This window comes from Uliginosibacterium sp. H1, from assembly GCF_036017065.1.
Taxonomy (GTDB): domain Bacteria; phylum Pseudomonadota; class Gammaproteobacteria; order Burkholderiales; family Rhodocyclaceae; genus Uliginosibacterium.
The window spans coordinates 859063-880387 of record NZ_JAYXHR010000002.1; the positions used below are offsets into that span (position 1 = coordinate 859063).

At 68.6% G+C, this 21325-nt stretch carries 19 protein-coding genes; 13 read left to right on the plus strand and 6 right to left on the minus strand.

Annotated features, from left to right (window positions below; genetic code table 11):
* Positions 1–104: 104 nt before the first annotated feature.
* Together VVD47_RS13535 and VVD47_RS13540 are read right to left on the minus strand one after the other, a co-directional pair.
* On the minus strand, positions 105–1505 hold the full coding sequence (locus VVD47_RS13535) for an AtzE family amidohydrolase (protein ID WP_327604005.1): 1401 nt from the start codon (positions 1503–1505) through the stop codon (positions 105–107).
* Positions 1506–1512: 7 nt separating this feature from the next.
* Positions 1513–1707 (minus strand): DUF4089 domain-containing protein, encoded by a 195-nt coding sequence (locus VVD47_RS13540; RefSeq protein ID WP_327604006.1) that lies wholly within the window; start codon positions 1705–1707, stop codon positions 1513–1515.
* A gap of 477 nt (positions 1708–2184) precedes the next feature.
* Between VVD47_RS13540 and VVD47_RS13545 the strand changes: the two genes are divergently transcribed.
* The 7 genes from VVD47_RS13545 to VVD47_RS13575 all read left to right on the plus strand — a co-directional run bounded on the left by VVD47_RS13545 (position 2185) and on the right by VVD47_RS13575 (position 9652).
* Entirely contained in the window at positions 2185–3297 is a 1113-nt protein-coding gene (locus VVD47_RS13545) for a BMP family ABC transporter substrate-binding protein (RefSeq protein ID WP_327604007.1), read from the plus strand.
* A gap of 352 nt (positions 3298–3649) precedes the next feature.
* Positions 3650–4756, plus strand: coding sequence for an ABC transporter permease (locus tag VVD47_RS13550; protein ID WP_327604008.1), 1107 nt, complete (start codon positions 3650–3652; stop codon positions 4754–4756).
* Positions 4753–5685 carry an ABC transporter permease gene (locus tag VVD47_RS13555; protein WP_327604009.1) on the plus strand — a complete coding sequence of 311 codons (933 nt, stop codon included), beginning with the start codon at positions 4753–4755 and terminating at the stop codon, positions 5683–5685. The genes VVD47_RS13550 and VVD47_RS13555 overlap by 4 nt, the downstream gene beginning before the upstream one ends.
* 11 nt (positions 5686–5696) lie before the next feature.
* On the plus strand, positions 5697–6698 hold the full coding sequence (locus tag VVD47_RS13560) for a formamidase (protein WP_327604010.1): 1002 nt from the start codon (positions 5697–5699) through the stop codon (positions 6696–6698).
* Between the two features lie 25 nt (positions 6699–6723).
* Positions 6724–7410, plus strand: a complete 687-nt coding sequence (gene biuH / locus VVD47_RS13565; RefSeq protein WP_327604011.1) for a biuret amidohydrolase — start codon at positions 6724–6726, stop codon at positions 7408–7410.
* Between the two features lie 127 nt (positions 7411–7537).
* A complete protein-coding gene (locus VVD47_RS13570) occupies positions 7538–9097 on the plus strand; it encodes an ABC transporter ATP-binding protein (protein ID WP_327604012.1) in 1560 nt (519 codons plus the stop codon).
* A 153-nt stretch (positions 9098–9250) separates the two neighbouring features.
* Entirely contained in the window at positions 9251–9652 is a 402-nt protein-coding gene (locus VVD47_RS13575; RefSeq protein ID WP_327604013.1) for a bacteriohemerythrin, read from the plus strand.
* 35 nt (positions 9653–9687) lie between these two features.
* Here VVD47_RS13575 and VVD47_RS13580 read toward each other — a convergent pair whose 3' ends face one another.
* Positions 9688–11907: an ATP-binding protein gene (locus VVD47_RS13580; RefSeq protein ID WP_327604014.1), complete on the minus strand. Its 2220-nt coding sequence runs from the start codon at positions 11905–11907 to the stop codon at positions 9688–9690.
* A 198-nt stretch (positions 11908–12105) separates the two neighbouring features.
* On the opposite strand from VVD47_RS13580, the gene VVD47_RS13585 reads away from it, so the two are divergent.
* Both VVD47_RS13585 and VVD47_RS13590 read left to right on the plus strand, forming a co-directional pair.
* The gene (locus VVD47_RS13585; RefSeq protein ID WP_327604015.1) at positions 12106–12780 is read left to right on the plus strand and encodes an alpha/beta hydrolase; all 675 of its coding nucleotides are present in this window, start codon (positions 12106–12108) and stop codon (positions 12778–12780) included.
* Positions 12781–12786: 6 nt separating this feature from the next.
* Entirely contained in the window at positions 12787–13950 is a 1164-nt protein-coding gene (locus VVD47_RS13590) for an AAA family ATPase (protein ID WP_327604016.1), read from the plus strand.
* A 315-nt stretch (positions 13951–14265) separates the two neighbouring features.
* Here the strand turns inward: VVD47_RS13590 and VVD47_RS13595 are convergent, their stop codons facing one another.
* Positions 14266–14778, minus strand: coding sequence for an Lrp/AsnC family transcriptional regulator (locus VVD47_RS13595; protein ID WP_327604017.1), 513 nt, complete (start codon positions 14776–14778; stop codon positions 14266–14268).
* Positions 14779–14928: 150 nt separating this feature from the next.
* Here VVD47_RS13595 and glmS point away from each other — a divergent pair, with 150 nt between their 5' ends.
* Complete coding sequence (glmS, locus tag VVD47_RS13600) at positions 14929–16767, plus strand: glutamine--fructose-6-phosphate transaminase (isomerizing) (protein WP_327604018.1); 1839 nt, start codon at positions 14929–14931, stop codon at positions 16765–16767.
* A gap of 93 nt (positions 16768–16860) precedes the next feature.
* Here glmS and VVD47_RS13605 read toward each other — a convergent pair whose 3' ends face one another.
* Complete coding sequence (locus VVD47_RS13605; RefSeq protein ID WP_327604019.1) at positions 16861–17751, minus strand: LysR family transcriptional regulator; 891 nt, start codon at positions 17749–17751, stop codon at positions 16861–16863.
* Positions 17752–17855: 104 nt separating this feature from the next.
* Here VVD47_RS13605 and VVD47_RS13610 point away from each other — a divergent pair, with 104 nt between their 5' ends.
* A complete protein-coding gene (locus VVD47_RS13610) occupies positions 17856–18752 on the plus strand; it encodes an NmrA family NAD(P)-binding protein (protein ID WP_327604020.1) in 897 nt (298 codons plus the stop codon).
* A gap of 128 nt (positions 18753–18880) precedes the next feature.
* On the opposite strand, the gene VVD47_RS13615 is transcribed toward VVD47_RS13610, so the two are convergent.
* Positions 18881–19471 (minus strand): YsaB family lipoprotein, encoded by a 591-nt coding sequence (locus VVD47_RS13615; protein WP_327604021.1) that lies wholly within the window; start codon positions 19469–19471, stop codon positions 18881–18883.
* Between the two features lie 288 nt (positions 19472–19759).
* On the opposite strand from VVD47_RS13615, the gene VVD47_RS13620 reads away from it, so the two are divergent.
* Both VVD47_RS13620 and VVD47_RS13625 read left to right on the plus strand, forming a co-directional pair.
* Positions 19760–20653, plus strand: a complete 894-nt coding sequence (locus VVD47_RS13620; RefSeq protein ID WP_327604022.1) for a hypothetical protein — start codon at positions 19760–19762, stop codon at positions 20651–20653.
* Positions 20654–20816: 163 nt separating this feature from the next.
* Complete coding sequence (locus VVD47_RS13625; protein ID WP_327604023.1) at positions 20817–21302, plus strand: GNAT family N-acetyltransferase; 486 nt, start codon at positions 20817–20819, stop codon at positions 21300–21302.
* The last annotated feature ends 23 nt before the right edge of the window (positions 21303–21325 follow it).

Sequence of the window (21325 nt, forward strand, 5' to 3'; positions counted from 1 at the left end):
TGTCGCGCCACTGAACGGGCGCGCCCGTTCCTGCAGCCCCGCCCGGTACGCGCAGTACCCGGCGGGGCTTTTTCTTTGTTGGGGCGTCCGGCTATGCATGGCGCTCAGCCGTGCCTGAAGCACAGCCCCGTGTTTTCCAGCACGCCGGCAGCGGCCAGCGCGAGGTCTTCGCGGCCCGGCGCGGCGATGATCTGCACGGCGATCGGCAGGCCTTCCGGGGTGGGCATCGGCACCGCCACCACCGGCAGGCCGACGCTGGAGATTGGCTGGGTCAGCAGGCCGATGGAGGGACGGGCGGGCACGCGGCCGGTGGGCAGGTTGAGCCATTCCGCACCGACGCGGGTGGCGACGCAGGGCGTGGCGGGGGCGATCAGCAGGTCGGCCTGCTCGAAGAGCTTCAGCGCGGCTTCGCGGGCCACGCGGCGGGCGCGTTGGGCGTGCGCCAGCCAGGCGGCGGGCAGCAGGCTGCCGGCGAGCAGGCGGTCACGGTTGGCGGGTTCCATCTGCGCGTAGTGCTCGCGCAATTCGTCGCGGTACAGCTCGCCGGCCGTGCTGGCGGTGATGATGAAGGCGACGGCGCGGGCGAGTGCGGCCTCCTTGAACTCGACTTCACGGGTCCCACCCAGGGCCTGCGTGGCAGCGGTGGCGACGGCGCGCGCCTCGGGCATCGCCCAGTCGTCGAACCAGCCGGTGAGGCGCGCCACGCGCAGGCCGCCCAGGCCTTCGGTCTGCGCGTGCAGCAGGGCCGCTTCGGTGGGCTGTGCCGGGGCGGGACGGCAGGCGGCGTCCAGCGGATCGCGGCCGGCCAGCGCGTCGAAGATGCGGGCGAGGTCGCGCGCGCTGCGTGCGAAGGGGCCGACATGGTCGATGTCGTGCACGAAGGGTCGCGAGCCGCCGCGCGACAGTCCGCCGAAGGTCGGCTTCAGGCCGAAGGTGCCGCAGAAGGAAGACGGCACCCGGATGGAGCCATTGGTGTCGCTGCCCAGCGAATACGCGCACAGGCCGGCAGCCACCGCCGCCGCGCTGCCGCCGGACGAACCGCCGGCCACGCGGCTGTCGTCCAGCGGGTTGCGGGTGGTGCCGTGGAAGCTGTTCTCGGTGGTGAAGCCGTAGGCGTAGGCGTCCATGTTCAGCGCGCCCAGCAGCACGCTGCCGGCGGCGGCGCAGCGCTGCACCAGGGTGGCATCGGCCTGCGCGGGCGGGCCGGCACGGTCGCGGTGGCCGCCTGCCAGCGTGGGCATGCCGGCGATGTCGAACAGGTTCTTCACCGCGTAGGGCACGCCGGCGAGTGGCGGCAGCGTCTCGCCGTTCCTGCGGCGGATGTCGATGGCATCGGCCTCGGCAAGAGCGCGTTCGCTGGTGAGATCGGTGTAGGCGCGCAACTGGACGTCGCGGGAGGCGATGGCCTGCAGGGAGGCTTCGGCGAGTGCGCGGGCGGTCACTTCGCCGTTGGCGATGGCATCGGCCTGACGCCAGGCGGGCAGGTTGAGGTAGCTGCTGCTCATGGCGACCTCAGGCGCGGTAGACCGAGGCGGGTTCGATCCGGTCGGACAGGTCGGCGGCCATCAGCGGGGCCGCATTGCGGGCGATCAGCACGAGTTGCTGGGCTACCCGGCCGACCTGTTCGGCGTCCAGTGCATAGCCCTGCAGGGCGGCGGTCTGGCGCACGTAGGCGGCCCAGTCGAAGTCATCCGGCAGCGAAGTCAAACGAAGCTCCTCGTCATTGAGTGTTGCTTGCATACATGCGTGTGGACAAGCAAGGAGCGTTCCCCGGAGAGCCGTGCATCCATCGTCGAATGCCCTTGCCGGATGGCTGCGGCAGGCGGGCGGGCGCGGGTGCCGATGGTGGCCCGCGGCGACGCAGAGGCAGGCGCTGCCGCGTCGCTCCCCGCCATGGTGCGGGGATGCACGGCCGCGGTGCCGCGGGCCGCGGCGTGCAACGCCAGCGCGTGGGCGCGGCGGGCGGGGGCGGCCCTGCAGCATCGCTACGCGCCTCGCGGCACAAGGCTTGCAGCGCATCCGGGCGGGCAGGGCGGCCCTGTGGCGGAGGCGTGGCACAGGCGTTGCTTATCTTGTATGCAAGATCGTGCACAAAACTGGCCGGGCGTGCCGATCAGGTTTCCGGGCGTCCGCGCACGCGGCACATCGCAGTCCGTACAACTTTCATCCAGGGGTGGGGAACACATGAGCAACAGCCGTTTCGACCGTCGCAATTTCCTCAAGGCCGGCGCCGCCGCCGGCAGCGTCTTCGTGCTGCCGGGCATCGTCTCGGCGCAAGGCAAGCCGATCACCGTGGGCGTCATCTACGTCGGCCCGCGTGACGACTTCGGCTACAACCAGGCGCAGGCGCAAGCCGCCGCCGCAGCCAAGAAGATGGCCGGCGTGAAGGTGCTGGAAGAGGAGAAGGTGCCCGAGACGGTGGCGGTGCAGAAGAGCATGGAAGCGATGATCGAGCAGGACGGCGCCAGCCTGATCTTCGCCACCTCCTTCGGCTACTTCGACCCGCACATGCTGAAGGTGGCCGCGAAGTATCCCAAGGTGTTCTTCGCCCACTGCGGTGGCATGTGGACCCAGGGCAAGCACCCGGCCAACACCGGCAGTTACTTCGGCTACATCGACGAATGCCAGTACCTGTCCGGCGTGGTCGCCGCGCACGTGTCGAAGAGCAAGAAGCTGGGCTTCGTCGCCGCCAAGCCGATCCCGCAGGTGCTGCGCAACATCAACGCCTTCACGATGGGCGCCAAGTCGGTGGACCCGGCCTTCACCACCCGCGTGATCTTCACCGGTGACTGGAGCCAGCCGGTGAAGGAGGCGGAAGCCACCAACAGCCTGCTCGACCAGGGCTGCGATGTGTTCACCTGTCACGTCGACGGCCCCAAGGTCGTGGTGGAGACCGCCGAGAAGCGCGGTGCCTTCACCTGCGGCTATCACGCCAGCCAGGCCGCGCTGGCGCCCAAGGGCTACCTCACCGGTGCGGAGTGGGACTGGTCGACGCCGTACGCGACGTTGATCGACGCGGTGAAGGCCGGCAAGCAGCCGCCCAACTTCCTGCGCGGTGGCCTCAAGGAAGGCTTCGTGAAGATGTCCGCCTACGGCCCGGCGGTGCCGGACAAGGCGAAGAAGGCGGCGGACGACATCAAGGCGAAGATGGTCAAGGGCGAGTTCCAGATCTTCAAGGGCCCGCTGAAGGACAACAAGGGTGCGGTGGTGATTCCCGCGGGCACCACGCTGAGCCAGCAGGACCCGAAGCTGGAAGCGATGAACTACCTGGTCGAAGGCGTCATCGGTCAGATCTGACCGGACGAGTGACCAGATCCGGGCACCGGCGCGGGAGCTTGCCTTGCGGCGCATGCGCTGCACGCAGCTCCCGCCCCGGCGCACCAGGCAAGGCAGGGCGTCCCGGTGTGGGCTGGACAATGGGAGGCCCGCTGCTGCCGCAGAGCAGTGTCCGTACGCATGGACCCGTGAAACAGGGACGGGGCACGTCTTGGGTCCGGCGGCTGGGCGAGCGGATGGCGGGAACATGGTGTTCAACCCACACCGGGGCGCCTTGCAGTTCCCGTCGGCGCATGGCGCGTCGGCGGCTGCCGGTCTCGTGCCTTCCGGCGTGACCCTGCGCCGATGACCGTGTTTTCCTGATCGTGATGAGATGAGCACACCACGTACCTTCGAATGGCTTGAACGCATCCTCATCCCGGTCGGCGCCGTGCTGGCCGCGATGCTGCTCTTCGCACTCTTCGTCGGCCTCGCCGGCTACCCGCCGCTGGAAGTCTTCGAGCTGCTCTACAAGGGTGGCTTCGGCAGCAGCTTCTCGTGGAACAACACCCTGCAGCGCGCGGCCCCGCTGATCCTCACCGGGTTGGCCGTCGCCATTCCCGCGCGGGCTGGCCTGGTCATCATCGGCGGCGAAGGCGCCCTGGTGCTGGGTGGGCTCGCCGCGGCAGTAGTGGGCGCGTGGGGCATGGGCGGCGCGGCGCTGCCGGTGCAACTCATGATGCTGCTCGCCGCCACCGCCACCGGCGCGCTGTGGATCGGCCTGTGCGGCTGGCTGCGCCACGCGCGTGGCGTCAACGAGACGATCAGCAGCCTGCTGCTGGCCTACATCGGCATCGCTTTGCTGAACCACTTCGTCGAAGGCCCGCTGAAGGACCCGGCGAGCCTCAACAAACCCTCCACCGCACCGATCGGCGACGCGCTGATGCTGGGCATGACGCCGGGCTTCGACGTGCATCTGGGGCTGGGCATCGGCGTGGTCGTCGCGCTGCTGGCCTGGGTGGTCACGCGTTTCACCACCATCGGCTTCGCGCTACAGGTGGTGGGCGGCAATCCGCGCGCCGCACAGCTCGCTGGCCTGCGCACCGGCGCCTGGCTGATCGGCGCCTGTGCGGCCGGTGGCGCGGCGGCCGGCCTTGCTGGCGGCATCGAGGTGGCGGCGGTGCACGGCGCCGCCAATGCCTCGCTGATCGTCGGCTATGGCTATGCCGGCATCCTGGTGGCTTTCATGGCGCGCCACAACCCGCTGGCGGTCATTCCGGTGGCGATCCTCATCGGCGGCATCAACGCGGCCGGCGGCATGCTGCAGCGTCGCCTCGACATGCCCGACGCTGCGGTGCTGGTGCTGCAGGGCCTGGCCTTCGTGCTGATCCTCGCCAGCGAGACGCTGTACGGGCGCATCAGGTTCAAGCGCGCGGCGAAGGCCGCGCCGGCCGCCGCGACGGCGCCCATCGTCGTGGCCGCCACCGGAGAGAAAGCATGAACGAAACCGCGCAGACCCTCGGCCTGTGGAGCATCCCGCTGGCCGTCATCGGCGGCGCCATCCGCGTGTCCACACCCTTCCTGCTGGTGAGCCTCGGCGAGTGCATCACCGAGAAATCCGGCCGCATCAACCTCGGGCTGGAAGGCATCCTCGTCATGGGCGCGATGTCGGCCTACGGCACCTCGCTGGCCACCGGCTCGCCGTGGATCGGCCTGTGGGTGGCGGCGCTCGTCGGTGCCGCCTTCGGCCTGCTGCACGCCGGCCTGTGCAGCCTCAAGAAGGTCAATGACATCGCCATCGGCATCGCCATCATGATGTTCGGCACCGGTCTGGCCTTCTTCCTCGGCAAACCCTACATCCAGCCCAAGGCGCCCAACCTGCCGGCCATCGAGTTGGGCGCGTGGAGCGATTCGCCGCCGGTGCAGGCGGCGCTCGCCATCAACCCGCTGTTCCCCGCCGGCATCGCGCTCGCCATCTTCCTGCACTGGGCGTTCCGCAACACCGCCTGGGGGCTGAAGCTGCGCGTGGTGGGCGACAGCGGCGACGCTGCGCTGGCGCTGGGCATCCGCGTGCTGCGCATGCGCGTGGTGGCCACCATGCTGGGCGGCGCGCTGTCCGGCCTCGGCGGTGCCTTCCTGTCGCTGTACTACCCCGGCAGCTGGAACGAGGCGCTGTCCTCCGGGCAGGGCCTGATGGCGGTGGCGCTGGTGATCTTCGCGCGCTGGGAGCCGATCCGCTGCCTGTGGGCCGCGCTGCTGTTCGGCGGTGCCGGCGCACTCGGCCCGGCGCTGCAGGCGGCCGGCATCTCCAGCGGCTATCACCTCTTCAACGCGGCACCGTACGTGTTGACGCTGGTGATCCTCATCGCCAGTTGCTCGCCGAAACGCAGCCTGCAGGGCGCGCCGGGTGAACTCTCTCTGACACGTTGAATGGAAGCAGCATGAGCGGACTGGGTGGACTCAACAAATCGCCGCACGGCATCGTCGTCGGCCTGGTGCAGATCCAGAACCCCTGGATCGTCACGCCGGACGACGTGACGCGGCAGGCCGCGCGCATCGTCGAGCTGGTCGGCAAGGCACGTCGCAACAACCCCGGCATGGACCTCGTGGTGTTTCCCGAGTACAGCCTGCATGGCCTGTCGATGGACATCAACCCCGCCATCCTGTGCACGCTGGACGGCCCCGAGATCGCGGCCTTCAAGGCCGCCTGCGTCGAGCACCGCATCTGGGGCTGCTTCTCCATCATGGAGCTGAACCCCGGCGGCAATCCCTACAACAGCGGGATCATCATCGACGACAGCGGCGAGATCCGCCTGTACTACCGCAAGCTGCACCCCTGGGTGCCGGTCGAGCCCTGGGAGCCGGGCAACCTCGGCATCCCGGTGTGCGACGGGCCGAAGGGCAGCAAGCTGTCGCTGATCATCTGCCACGACGGCATGTTCCCCGAGATGGCGCGCGAGGCCGCCTACAAGGGTGCGGAGATCATCCTCCGCACCGCTGGCTACACCGCACCCATCCGGCATACCTGGAAGATCACCAACCAGACCAACGCCTTCCACAACCTCGCGCAGACCGCCAGCGTGTGCCTATGCGGCAGCAACGGCACGTTCGACTCGATGGGCGAGGGCATGTTCTGCAACTTCGACGGCACCGTGATGGTGGAAGGCAGCCACCGGCCGGACGAGATCATCACCTGCGAGCTGCGCCCGGACCTCGTGCGCGAGGCGCGCCTGCACTGGGGCGTGGAGAACAACATCTACCAGCTTGGCCATCGCGGCTACGTCGCGGTGAAGGGCGGCGCCCAGGACTGCCCCTACACCTTCATGCACGACATGGTGGCCGGCCAGTACAAGCTGCCCTGGGAGGCGGAGGTCGTGCACAAGGACGGCAGCTCCTGCGGCTTCGACGTGCCGGAACGCCGCTACAAAGGCCCGGGGGCCTGACCCCCGCATCCACAGAGCCATCATCATGAGCACACTGAACTCCACGCCCTACGCCTGGCCCTTCGACGGTGACCTGCGCCCGGACAACACCGCGCTGGTCATCATCGACATGCAGACCGACTTCTGCGGCATCGGCGGCTACGTCGACCGCATGGGCTACGACATCTCGCTGACCCGCGCGCCCATAGGCCCCATCGGCCGCCTGCTCGCCACCATGCGCGACAAGGGCTACTGGATCATCCACACCCGCGAAGGCCATCGGCCGGACCTCTCCGACCTGCCCGCCAACAAGCTGTGGCGTTCGCGCCAGATCGGCGAGGGCGGCGTCGGCATCGGTGACGACGGCCCCTGCGGCCGCATCCTTGTGCGCGGCGAACCGGGTTGGGAAATCATCCCGGAACTCGCGCCGCTGCCGAATGAAATCATCATCGACAAGCCGGGCAAGGGCAGCTTCTGCGCCACCGATCTTGAACTCATCCTGCGCGCGCGCGGCATCCGCAACATCATCCTCACCGGCATCACTACCGACGTGTGCGTGCACACCACCATGCGCGAAGCCAACGACCGCGGCTTCGAATGCCTGCTGGTGGAAGACGGCTGCGCCGCGACCGACGCTGGCAACCATGCAGCGGCGATCAAGATGGTGCACATGCAGGGCGGCGTATTCGGCGCCACCGCGTCGAGCGATGCGGTGATCGAGGGCTTGGCGTGACGGCCAACCCCTACCTTCGTCATTCCCGCGGAAGCGGGAATCCAGTGACTCTGGGGTGCGTTCAACCACGCTGGACTCCCGCCGCCGCGGGAATGACGGTACCGAGAGTGTTCATGAGGGACCACGCATGCTGAACATCGAAGCCGTCCAACCCAAAACCGGCGCCATGGCGCTGGAGGCCAGCGGCATGTGCAAGCGCTTCGGCCAGCTCGCCGCGCTGGACCAAGTGTCGGTGAACATTCCGGCGGGCAGTTTCCACGCGCTGCTCGGCGAGAACGGTGCCGGCAAAAGCACGCTGGTGAAATGCCTGGTCGGCTTCTACAAGCAGGATGCAGGTGTCATCCAGGTGGATGGTCGCGAGACGGAAATTCCGTCGCCGGTGATCGCCTCGCAACTGGGCATCGGCATGGTGTACCAGCACTTCACGCTGGTGCCGTCGATGACGGTGGCGGAGAACCTCGTCACCGCGCGCGGCAGGCTGCCCTGGCGCATCGACTGGAAGCGCGAGCGCGAAGAACTCGCCGCCTTCATGGACACCATGCCGTTCAAGGTGGCGCTCGACAAGACGGCGGCCTCGCTGGCGGCGGGCGAGAAGCAGAAGGTGGAGATCGTGAAGCAGCTCTACCTGAAGCGCCGTTTCCTGATCCTCGACGAGCCCACGTCGGTACTGACGCCGGACGAGGCCGACGAGGTGCTGGGCCTGGTGCGACAGCTCACCCGCGACGGCACGCTCACCGCGATGATGATCACCCACAAGTTCCGCGAGGTGACGGCGTTCGCCGATGCGGTCACCGTGTTGCGCCGTGGCCGGCTGGCAGGCGGCGGGATGGTCGCCGACCTCGATGCCGAGCGCATGGCGGCGATGATGGTCGGTAGCGATGCGGGAGCGTCCCATGCCGTACGCGAGAAGCGCGCCCCGCGCGTGGCGGTGCCCGAAGCTGCGCCGCGGCTGCGCATCGAAGCGCTGGAGGCGCTCAACGACACCGGCCTGCCGGCCGTGCAGCAACTGAGCCTGTCGATCCGCCCCGGCGAGATCCTCGGCATCGCCGGCGTGTCCGGCAATGGCCAGAAGGAACTGGCTGAAGTGCTCAACGGCCAGCGCGAGCGCGAGGCCGGCAGTGTGTTCATCGGTGATGCCGCGTTCACCGGCAGCCGACCGCAGCGTGCGGCGCTGAAGGTGTTCAGCCTGCCGGAAGAACCGCTGAAGAATGGCTGCGTCGGCACGCTGTCGGTGGCCGACAACATGGCCCTCCGCAACTTCGACCAGGTGCCGCTGGCACGGGGCGGCTTCGTCAACCGCCGTGCCTTGCGCGCGCAGGCCGCCGGCTACGTGGAGAAATTCCGCGTCAAGACCGAGGGCGTGGACGCCCCCATCGCGTCGCTGTCCGGCGGTAACGTGCAACGCGCGGTGCTGGCGCGCGAGCTGTCGCGGCCGGTGGATGTGCTGATCGTCGCCAACCCGGTGTTCGGCCTGGACTTCGCGGCGGTGGCGGAGACGCATGCACGCCTGCTTGCCGCGCGCGAGGCCGGCGCGGCGATCCTGCTGATCTCGGAAGACCTCGACGAATTGCTGGCGCTCGCCGACCGCATCGCGGTGATGAGCGAAGGCCGCCTCGTCTACGAAACGCCAGCGGAATCCGCCGACGTGCGCACCCTCGGCCACTACATGGGCGGCGGTGCACACTGACCATGACGTTGTCTAGCTTCATCGCCGGGCAGGCATGAAAATCATGCCGTGCGCGCCGCGTCCGCGGCGGGCCTGACCTGCATCAATGCCGCTGCCTGCGGCAGCCCCGACACTTCGACTCCGTACTTTCAATGTGGCAGGGAGAAGCAGGTCATGGCAACGGTGCAGTGGAGCGAGACGCTCAGCGTGGGCAACGCACAGATCGACGATGACCACCGGCAGCTGTTCAGGCTGCTGGACCGCCTGCAACTCGCCATGAAGCAGGGCAAGGCCAACACGGTGATGGGCGGCATCCTCGACGAGCTGGTGGGATACACGGTGACGCACTTCCAGCGCGAGGAGCAGTTCATGCGCCGCATCGGCTACGCCGATTTCGCCGCCCACAAGTCCGAGCACGACAAGCTGATCGCCCAGGTGCAGGACCTGCAGGCCCGCTTCAAGAGCGGCGCCATCACCCTGTCGATCAGCACCCACCAGTTCCTGGGCGACTGGCTCAACAGCCACATCATGCAGAGCGACATGAAGCTGGCGCGGGCCCTGGCCTCCGCAGCCTGAGGTCTGCCGGTGAGGCCGTGGCGGACGGCGCCGCCTCAGGCGTCCTTCGCCAGTGCCTGCGTCACGATCTCCATCAGCGTGTCCCACTCCACCGGCTTGGTGAGGTGGCGGGCGAAGCCGGCCGCAAAGGCGCGTTCCTGGTCGGTGCGCTGGCCGTAGCCGGTCAATGCCACCAGCACGCAGCCGCGGGCGCGCGGATGCGCCTTGATGGCGCCGGCGAGCTGGTAGCCATCCATGTCGGGCAGGCCGATGTCGAGGATCGCCAGGTCCGGCTGGAACTCGTCCAGCAGGCTGATGGCGGAGCCCGCATCGTAGGCCGTGCGCACTGCGTGCCCGTTCATGCCGAGCGCGGTGGCCAGCGTGTCGGCGGCATCCACGTTGTCGTCCACCACCAGGATGTTGCCGACCGGGCCGTCGGCCTGGGCGCGCTCTTCCTCGGCGATCTGCTGCGCGATGTCGGACACCAGCGGCAGGGTGACGGTGAAGGTGCTGCCCATGCCCGGCCCGGCACTGCTGGCCGAGACCGTTCCGCGATGCATCTCCACCAGGTTCTTCACGATGGCCAGCCCGAGACCCAGGCCGCCGGAGCGCCGCGCGAGCTGCTGGTCGCCCTGGGAGAACAGCTCGAACACCCTGGGCAGCAGGTCGGACGCGATGCCCGAACCGCCGTCCTCGACCAGGATGCGCACGCTGTCCTCGCGACGCTCCACGCTGACGTCCAGCGGCTGGTCGGGCGGGGTGAACTTCAGTGCATTGGTCAGCAGGTTGGTGACGACCTGCACCAGCCGCTCGCCGTCGCCGATCACCCAGGTGGGCTCGCCGGCCAGGCGCACGCCGATCTTGCGGCTGCGCTTGTCGGCCAGCGGCGATACGGCCTCCAGCGCGCGCTCCACCACCTTGTCGATGTCCACCGGTTCCGCGTTCAGCTCCAGGCGGCCGGCGGTGATGCGTGACACGTCGAGCAGGTCCTCGACCAGCCGCGTCATGTGCGACACCTGGCGGCGGATGACCTGCAGCTGCGGCTCCAGGCTGCGCTCGCCGCGCAGGCGCAATACTTCCAGCGTGGTGATGATGGGCGCCAGCGGGTTGCGTAGTTCGTGGCCGAGCATGGCGAGGAATTCGTCCTTGGCGCGCGAGGCCTGCTGGGCCTGCGTCAGAGCCTCGTGCTCGGCTGCGCGCAATTCCTCGCGCTCGTGGTTGGCGCGTCGCCGTTCCCGCGACGCGACGCTCAGCGCGAGGCCCAGGTCGTCCAGTTCGCGGATGCCGGAGCTCAAGGGCATGACGCGCTCGTCGCGGCCCAGCGCCATGGCGGATTCGCGCAGTTGCTCGATGGGCCGGCTGATGCGCCGCGCGGCCAGCAGCATCAACCCCGCGCACAGCAGGAACGAGGTGGCGATGCCGAAACCGAAGGCCGTGAGCGACCGCCAGGTGCTGCGCTGTACTTCGTTGGACGGTATGCCGACGGCAACCCGCCAGCCGGTGCCGGCCAGGCGCGTCATGCCGATGATGACCGACTGGCCCTCCAGCGTCAGCGTCACGTCGACGCCTTCCTCGGGATAGCGCTCCAGCAACTGGTACAGCTCGGTATGCGGTCGCGTGCCGATGTACCGTTCGTTGCTGCGGCTGCGGGCGACGATGTTCTTCTCGTCGTCGAGGACGCTGACCACCCAGCTTTCCGGCACGCGCTGCGCCGACAGGATGTGGCGGATGACATCCGGGTCGAGGAAGGCGGTGAGGGTGTAGCGCAACTTGCCGTCGCGGATGACCGGCATGCGCACCGGTACCGAGCTCACCTTCGGCGCGGTCCTGACGATGTGGCCCACCACCGGCGCGGCGGTGGCGAGCACCTGCCGGAGGCTGGACGGGTCGGCCATGGGGGCGCCACGGCTCTCCGGCCCCAGGTCGGTCTGGAACAGCGTGGTGCCGGCCGCGTCGGTCAGCGCGAGGCTGCGCCAGCCGGCGCGGGCATTCGTACTGCGCAGCGCGGTGCGGAAGAATTCGGTGACGCTGTCGTTGTCCAGCTTCTCGGACAGGCTCAGCGTCTCCAGTGCGGCCTGGGTGCTGCGCAGCTCGGCATCCACCGCGCTGGCCAGCGCGCGCGACAGTTCCAGGGCGGCCCGTTCGGCCTCGCTGCGGCGATCGGCAGCCAGGTTGACCATGGCCAGCGCGGCCAGGATGGCCAGCGGAAAGATGCCGGTGGCGGCCAGCAGGAAAAGGCGGTACCCCAGCGGTCGTTTGACGCGGGCCCCATCCATGTGAGAAACCATGTAAGAACGTCGTCCCGTACGGTAGCGGCGCGGGCAAGATAACACGCCGATGATCATGCCCGTCGGCACGCCCGCCAACGCGCGCCCGTGAGCAGGGCGCCGGGTCGTGGCAGAGACAGGACGGTGGCCGATCCGCGATACTTGCCGCCTTGCCCCATCCGACAATCCTTCACCCGGAGCCCGCACATGACCACCACCCTGGATGCCATCGAGCTGGAGAGTGCTGCCGATCCGCGCTTCGCCGTCATATGGCTGCACGGCCTGGGCGCCGACGGCAGCGACTTCGTGCCGGTGGTGCCGGAGCTGGGCCTGCCGCCGTCGCCGGGCGTGCGCTTCGTCTTTCCGCATGCCCCCGCCATTCCGGTGACCTGCAACGGCGGCTACGTGATGCGCGCCTGGTACGACATCCTCAGCCTGGGCGGCCTCAGCCGCGAGGTGGACGAATTCGGCGTGGTACGCAGTTGCGACGCGGTGCGCGCGCTGATCGCCCGTGAGAATGCGCGTGGCATTCCCTGCGAGCGCATCGTGCTGGCCGGTTTTTCGCAGGGTGGGGCGATTGCCTACACCACCGGCCTGACCCACCCGGAGAAGCTGGCCGGCATCATCGCGCTGTCCACCTACATCCCTTCGCTGAAGCTGCTCGACGACAGCTTCAGCGAGGCCAACCGCAGCACCCCGGTGTTCGCCGCCCACGGCAACTTCGACGACGTGGTGGCGCCGCAGCTCGGCCTGCGTGCCCGCGACGCACTGGTCGAGCGGCAGGTGCCGGTGGCCTGGCACAGCTACGACATGCTGCATTCCGTATGCATGGAAGAGATCGGCCACATCGGCACCTGGCTGCGTGCCCGCATGTCGGCCTGAACTGCCATGCTGAGCACGCTGGCGGTTGCCAACTACCGTTCGCTGCGCGACCTGGTGTTGCCGCTGAGGCAGCTGAATGTCGTGACCGGCGCCAACGGCAGCGGCAAGTCCAGCGTCTACCGCTCGCTGCGCCTGCTGGCCGAGACGGCGCAGGGCGGCCTGATTGCCTCACTGGCGCGCGAGGGCGGGCTGGACTCCACGCTGTGGGCCGGGCCGGAGAACCACTCCCGCGCCATGCAGCGTGGCGAGCAGCCGGTACAGGGCACGCGGCGCAACGAGCCGGTGCACCTCAAGCTGGGCTTCGCCGGCGAGGACTTCGGCTACTCGGTGGAGCTGGGCCTGCCGGTGCCCGTGCCGGGCTCGGTGTTCGGTGGCGACCCGGAGATCAAGCGCGAATGCGTGTGGGCTGGCGCGGTGATGCGCCCGGCCGCGGCGCTGGTGGATCGCCGCGGCCCGCTGGTACTGGTGCGCGAGGGGCGTGGCGACTGGCGCAACCTGCAGCCGGCGGTCGCCACCTTCGACAGCATGATGACCCAGTGCGCCAGCGCCGACACGCCGGAGCTGCTGGGCCTGCGCGAGACCATCCGCGGCTGGCGCTTCTACGACCACTTCCGCACCGACGCCGCTGCGCCCGCGCGCCTGCCGCAGATCGGCACGCGCACCACGGTGCTGGGTCACGACGGGGCGGACCTGGCCGCAGCGCTGCAGACCATCCGCGAGATCGGCGACGAGGCGGGGCTGGATGAAGCCGTCGACGACGCCTTTCCCGGCGCGCGCGTGGAGATCAGGGTGGAGGGCGGCCGCTTCGAGGTGGCGATGTACCAGCATGGCCTGCTGCGCCCGCTCAGCGCCGCGGAGCTGTCGGACGGCACCCTGCGATACCTGTTGTGGATTGCCGCGCTGCTGACGCCGCGCCCGCCACCGCTGCTGGTGCTGAACGAACCCGAGACCAGCCTGCACCCCGACCTGCTGCCCGCGCTGGGCCGGCTGATCGCGCGCGCCGCGTCGCACACCCAGGTCATCGTGGTGTCGCACGCCTCGCGCCTGATCGCCACGCTGGAAGGCGAGCGCGACTGCAATTCACTGCACCTGGAGAAGGAGCTGGGCGCCACCGGCGTGCAGGGCATGGGCCGGCTGGAGCGGCCGGCCTGGCACTGGCCGGCACGCTGAACACGTAAAGGCGCCCGCCTCGACAGGAAAAGGTGGCACAACCCGGGCCGTCGCCGAACGCGGAAGCCAATTCAACGCTGCGCCAACAGCAACGCCCCCCGGATGACGACCTGCGGCCTTATCCAGGCTGCGCGCTCGAGGAGCCACGGTGCGCCCCCCGCTCCGGATAGGTTGGGTTGAGCGCAGCGAAGCCCAACATCAAGGTCCGCAGCCGGCACACCGGCGCACAATTTCGGATGTGGTCGTGTTGGGCTTCGCTGTGCTCAACCCAACCTACGCCATAGCGCCAGATGACCCGCTGCGTTACTCGGTTGCTCAGCCCGCCCCCGGCAAACTGATCGCCGTGCCGAACTTCGCCCGCTTCACCGAGAAGAAGCTGCGCACCGTGCGGACGTTGGCGTCGCTGTTCAGCACCTCGTTGGCGAAGCGGTGATAGGCCTCCATGTCGCGCACCTGCACCACCAGCACGAAATCCGGCCCGCCGCTGACGCGGTAGCACTGCTGCACGGCCGGCACGCTGCTGGCACGTGCCTCGAACTTCGCCAGCATCTCGGCCGCCTGGTGGTCCAGCGTCACCTCCACGATGGCGGTGAGGCCGGCACCGAGCGCGTCGGGGGACAGGATGGCGACCCGTCGTTCGATGATGCCTGCCTCTTCCAGCCGCTTGACCCGGCGCAGGCAGGTGGCCGGCGACACATGCACCCGCTCGGCGAGGCTCTGGTTGGACAGGGATGCGTCGTCCTGCAGCAGCTCCAGGATGCGCAGGTCGGTGGCGTCCGGCGTCTGCTCGCCCGGAAGGCTGGGGGAAACTGGTAGATCGGCAGGCATGATGATTTCACGTTAGACGACGTAAAGAAATAATATTGCATGTCGGGGTTGGCGTGAAATTACATTGCGAATCGGCGGAAATTTTGCACGCCTCGTTCGCGGTCGCCGGACTACCATCGCCGGCATCTCATCCTTTCCGGGAGTCCGGTCATGTGTGGCATCGTCGGCGCCGTCGCCCAACGCAACATCGTCCCCATCCTCGTCGAGGGCCTGAAGCGCCTCGAATACCGTGGCTATGACTCCTGCGGCGTGGCCGTGCACCAGGACGGCGCCCTGCGCCGCGCCCGCAGCGTGTCGCGCGTGGTGGAACTGGATGCCCAGGTGCGCGACGAGACGATCACCGGCTTCACCGGCATCGCCCACACCCGCTGGGCCACCCACGGCGTACCCGCGGTGCATAACGCTCACCCGCATTTCTCGCGCGACAGCATCGCCCTGGTGCACAACGGCATCATCGAGAACCACGACGAGCTGCGCGCCGAACTGAAAGGCCGTGGCTACGAATTCCTCAGCCAGACCGACACCGAAGTCATCGCCCACCTCGTGCATCACTACTACGAGGGCGACCTCTTCGCTGCCGTGAAGCGCGCCGTGCTGCGCCTCAAGGGCGCCTACGCCATCGCCGTGTTCTGCCGCGACGAGCCGCACCGCGTGGTGGGCGCGCGCGAAGGCTCGCCGCTGATCATGGGCGTCGGCCAGGGCGAGAACTTCATCGCCTCCGACGCCATGGCGCTGGCCGGCGTCACCGACCAGATCATCTACCTGGAAGAGGGCGACGTCGTCGACCTGCAACTCGGCAAGTACTGGATCGAGGCACGCGTCAGTGCCGGCGACGCGCAGGGCTTCGAGCGCGTGCAGCGCCCGGTGCGCACCGTGCATGCCCACACCGGCGCGGCCGAGCTGGGCCCGTACCGTCACTTCATGCAGAAGGAGATCTTCGAGCAGCCGCGCGCCATCGCCGACACCCTGGAAGGTGTGGAAGGCATCAGCGCCAGCCTGTTCGGCGACCAGGCCGAGCAGGTCTTCAACAGCATCGACTCGGTGCTGATCCTCGCCTGCGGCACCAGCTCCTATGCCGGCATGACGGCCAAGTACTGGCTGGAGTCCATCGCGCGCATCCCGTGCAACGTCGAGATCGCCAGCGAGTACCGCTACCGCGACAGCGTGCCCAACCCGCGCCAGCTCATCGTCACCATCTCGCAGAGCGGCGAGACGGCGGACACCATGTCAGCACTGAAGCACGCGCGCAGCCTGGGCATGGAGCAGACGCTGACCATCTGCAACGTCGCCACCAGTGCCATGGTGCGCGAGTGCAAGCTGGCCTACATCACCCGCGCCGGCGTCGAGATCGGCGTCGCCTCCACCAAGGCCTTCACCACCCAGCTCGCCGGCCTGTTCCTGCTGACGTTGACGCTGGCCAAGCTGCGCGGTCATCTCGATGCCGGACAGGAAGCGCAGCACCTCAAGGCCATGCGCCATCTGCCGGTCGCCCTGCAGGCCGTGCTCGCGCTGGAGCCGCAGATCATCGCCTGGAGCGAAGACTTCGCCCGCAAGCAGAACGCTCTCTTCCTCGGCCGCGGCCTGCACTACCCCATCGCCCTGGAGGGCGCGCTGAAGCTCAAGGAGATCAGCTACATCCACGCCGAGGCCTACCCCGCCGGCGAACTGAAGCACGGCCCGCTGGCGCTGGTGGATGCCAGCATGCCGGTCGTCACCGTCGCGCCCAACGATACGCTGGTCGACAAGCTCAAGAGCAACATGCAGGAAGTGCGCGCCCGCGGCGGCGAGCTGTACGTGTTCGCGGATGCCGACAGCCGCATCGAAAGCGACGCCGGCCTGCACGTCATCCGCCTGCCAGAACACTACGGCCCGCTGTCCCCCATCCTCCACGTCGTGCCGCTGCAACTGCTGGCGTACCACACGGCGTGCTCGCGCGGGACGGACGTGGACAAGCCGCGCAACCTGGCGAAGTCGGTGACGGTGGAGTGAGGACGGAGCGGTCTTCGGGACTACTGCTGCGCCAGGCCTGAATCTCGCCCCCGGCTGACTGCCAGTGTCCAGCCTTGTCGAGGCGGCGCACGGCTATGACGTGCCACGCCTCGCAGGCCGCAGCCGTGCCTTCGCCAGTTCGATGAACTCGCGCGTCTTCGTCGGTGGTTCGCCACGCCCGGGCCACGCGGCGTAGAGCCATACCTGCGGCAGCTTCACGCCGGGCAGCAGGCGGACGAGCCGGCCTGCAGCCACTTCCGGCTCGAGTGTGAATTCCGGTGCGGCGAAGATGCCGGCGTCGGCCAGGGCGAGTGCCCGTCCGCCGGCGGTGCTGGAGGTGCTTACGCTGCGCCGCAAGCGCACCGACTGACTGCCGTCGCGCGTGCGCAAGGTCCAGGGGTGCGAGATCGGCGTGAACGCGATCCAGCCGTGCGCGGCGAGATCCGCCAGCCGGCGCGGCGTGCCACGCTCGGCGAGATACTGCGGCGAGGCCACGCACCAGATGTCGAACTGCGCGAGATTCGCGGCGCGCAGTGCCGAATCCCGCCTGCCCGTGGTGCGCAGGCTCAGGTCGATCCCTTCGGCCGCGAGATCGAGCAGGTGATCGCTCGGTCGGTAGTCCACCTGCATGTCGGGGTGGCGGCGCAGGTATTCGGCGATCAGCGGCGCTGCCCAGCTGGCCGTGTCTTCCGCCGACGTGAGACGCAGCACACCGGTGAGCTGCGCCGCCTGCCCGCGCGTGCGCTCGACCAGGCGCTGCGCTTCCTGCAGCAGCGCCTGTCCCTCCACGAGCAGGCCGTTTCCCGCATCGGTCAGCGTGAGCCGGCGGGTGCTGCGATGTAGCAGCTGCACCCCCAGCTCCCGCTCCAGCGTGGCCACGTGCTGGCTCACGGCGGACTTCGTCATGGCCAGGCCTTCGGCCGCGCGCGTGAAACTGCCGGTGTTGCACACCGCCACGAAGACTTCGAGTCGAACCAGGTTCATCTGTGCAGAATTACTGAACAACGGATTCCAGGAAGGATACTTTTTCTGGACAGCATGCGGGGCCACCATGCACTCACATCAACCGTGTGTGAAAGGCGTTCATCATGTATGTCCTTCTCGGATCCAGCGGGCAGATCACCTCGCAACTCGCCCGCATCCTGCTCGACGGCGGCCACCCGGTACGCGTGATCGGCCGCAACAGGGAGGCCCTAGCCGGCCTCGAAGCCGCCGGCGCCCGTATCGCCGTGGGCGACCCGGCGGATGCTGCATTCCTCGCCAGCGCCTTCGCGGATGCGACCGCTGTCTACACCATGCTGCCCCCGTGCTACCAGGAGCCGGACATGCGCGTGGCGCAGCACCGCATCGGCGAGGCGATCGCGGAAGCGCTGCGCCGGGCGACGGGCCGCCGCCTCGTGAATCTCTCCAGCGTCGGGGCGGAGCTGCCGCACGGCACCGGCCCCATCGAAGCCCTGCACGCCCAGGAGCAGCGGCTAGACGCGATCGGCACCGTCGATCTGCTGCACCTGCGCGCCGGGTACTTCATGGAGAACCTGCTTGCCGCGATCCCCGAAATCGCAGCGGCCGGCGTGATCTCCGGCATGGAATCGCCCGATGCCCCCATCCCGATGGTGGCGACCGCAGACATCGCGCAAACCGTCGCACACGAACTCGTCACGCCACGGCATCGCGGCGTGCTGCGGCTCCAGGCGCCGCGACCCGTCACGCTGCGCGAAGCGGCGCGCGTCATTGGTTCCGCCATCGGCAAGCCGGATCTGCAGTACCTGCAGGCCGCGCCGGAAGAGACCAAGCGCATGTTGCGCGCGCACGGCATGTCGGCCGATGCGGCGGATCAGCTGGAGGCCCTGTCGCGCTGGTTGTCCAGCATGTCCGTGGAATCAGCTACGGCTGCTCCCGTGGCTGTGCAGGCCACGACCATCGAGGCGTTTGCACGGGAGCGGTTTGCGCCGGCGTATGCGCGAGGCGTGACGGAGGGCGCCTGAGCGAAAGCCGGGCGACGCGCGTCTCGTGAATGGGGTCTGTCCAGCCCCCGTCGAAGGGGAACCGCCGGCGAGGCACGCACGGTATTGCGCCTGTGCAGGCGCTGGTGCCGGCTGACCGTTGGGTCGACCTACTCCCCGTCGCTATCCTGCGGCTGCACTTCCACGAAGCGGTTGTGCGCATCGAAACTGCAGACGAAGGTTTTCGTACCTTCGCTGCCTTTGTCGGCCGTGCCTTTGACGGTGTAGCCGCCGGCTGCCTTCGCAGGCTTGCCGGTCGTGATGTAGGCGGGGCGGGTGCCGTACAGGCTGGAGGCTTCGCCACGGCAGAAGGCCGGCATGTTGCCGGTGGAAACCGGAGCGCCCTCGCCTTGCGGGCCGTGCGCGGAAGGGGTGGCAGCGTGCGCGTGCGCTGGTTCGTTGCCGGGCGTCGCGTCGGGCGTGATCGTGCAGATGCCGTTGGCCTTGCCACGCGTATAGGTGACGCCAGGCGAGCCGTCGGGGTTGATGCTGAGCGACACGATGGCGTTGCCCTGGCGTGCTTCGTAGTAGTTCTCGTTGAAGCGCTTGAGCTTAGCCTCCTTGCCATTGAGGTAGACCGGGCCGCCCTGGTCGACATGGACGCTGATGTCCGTCGGGCAGGTGGCGTTGAGGAGGGGCAGCCCGGCGAATGCGGAACTGGAGGCTGCCAGTACGACGGCAGCGATGAAGAATTTCGTCATGATCGGACTCCGGGAAATACCGTGGCGCAGGGGCATGCAGACATTCAAGGGCTGTGCCGGATCGCCCCTCGTGGCCCGGCACCCACGGGTGCTTTTTTACTCCTCGTGCAGCAAAAATCGGGTCGGAACAGGGCTTTTGTTTGGACCTGCAAACATTCACGGAGATGATTTCTGGGAGCGCGGCAGACGGCCGTTTGATCCAGGACAGACCGGCAAGCCGGATTGGCGCGAACCAAACTCCCGACCGGCTGCCAAATTCTTCATCCGGATGTTCATGGACCAGCTGCCATGGTCGTGTTGCCGCCATCGCCTCCCGTCGTCTCTGCCGCAGTCGAAAACGTCGCGCGTGTCGCGCCGCTTGCGCCTGCGAGTGGCGCGCGCAGCACCGGCGCGGCACTGCCGGTCAGCCCGGAGTCCACCAGCGTCTTTCTGTCCGGCATCGCCCAGCGCTTGCTGTCCGAACTGCAGCGCGACCCGTCGCTGGACATCGATGCCGCGTTCACCAGGAGCCTCAGCGATCCCGTGCTGACCGAGGCGGATGACGGCGGGCTGTTCTCGCCTGCCGGGCTCCTGCAGCCCTTCGTGCCGTCGCCCTTGCTGCCGCAACCGGCCGATGCGTCCGCCAGCATCGTGGATCCGCAGGCGCCGCTCGACACGCTGATCGAACCGCCGCAGCCGGACCGGGCCGGGGTGCTGAACCTGGTCGACCTGACCGGCAACGAAACTGACGATGGCCTGACCGTCACCAACGACAACGAAGCGCCCCTGCGTGGCACCACCGCTGTTCCCTTCAACAGCACCGGCACGCTGGCGCAGCCTGTTGCTGCCAACGTGGCCAGCACGCTTACCGTGACGCCGCCGGAGCCGGTCAGCGTGGCCCCTGTGGCGCTGCCCGAAACCCCTGCAGTAACACCGGTGACGAACCCGATTGACGTCGCGGACAACCCGGCACTGCTGAACGCGTCGGCCGTCGCCGCGCAACCGCTGGCGACGGCCCGCGTACTCGACCCCTACCAGCAGGCAGCCCTGATCGCCGGACTGACCTCGTTCGGCAAGGATCAGGCGGTCTTCCGGGCCGGGGCGCCTGATGACGGCGGAAGCATCCCGGGCGTGGCGACCGTTGCGCCGGTGCGCGGCAGGAGCGATGAATCCACCGAGGCCTGGCTGGACGCACGACGGTAAGCAAGGGCAGGGCGGTGACGGCCGGGTAGTGGGGATCAGCCACCAGCGCGATCAGGCACGCGCGCCGGTACGTGATGCCCGAGCTGCGTGAGCGCGGCGCGCCTGCGGGCGCTACCATCCGCCCGTGCCGGAAGAGCCGGCGCGTCACGCACGGTGTCAGACCATGAGCACACAACCCCGGCACGACCTCCGCCTGGCCTGGCAGTGGCTGCCCTTCGATGCCCTCACCGTCCCCCGCTTGCATGCGCTGCTGCGCCTGCGGCAGGACGTCTTCATCATCGAGCAGGAATGCCGCTTCCATGACATCGACGGACTGGACCCGGTGTGCTGGCACGGACTCGGCACTTCGCCGGCTGGCGAGCTGGTGGCCTGCGCACGCATCGTGCCGCCGGCGGCGACGGATTCACCGGTGCCGAAGATCGGCCGCGTGGCGGTGGCGCCGGGCTGGCGAGGGCAGGGACATGCACGGGTGCTGATGATGTCGGCGATCGATTTCACGCGCGGGCAATACCCGGCCACGCCGATCTTCCTCAGCGCGCAGATCCATCTCGAAGACTTCTACTCGAGCCTCGGCTTCCGGCGTAGCGGGGCCGACTACGAGGATGCCGGCATCATGCATTGCGACATGCTGCTGCCTGCCGGGGCGTAGCGCAGGCGGCCTGCCTCTCGCCG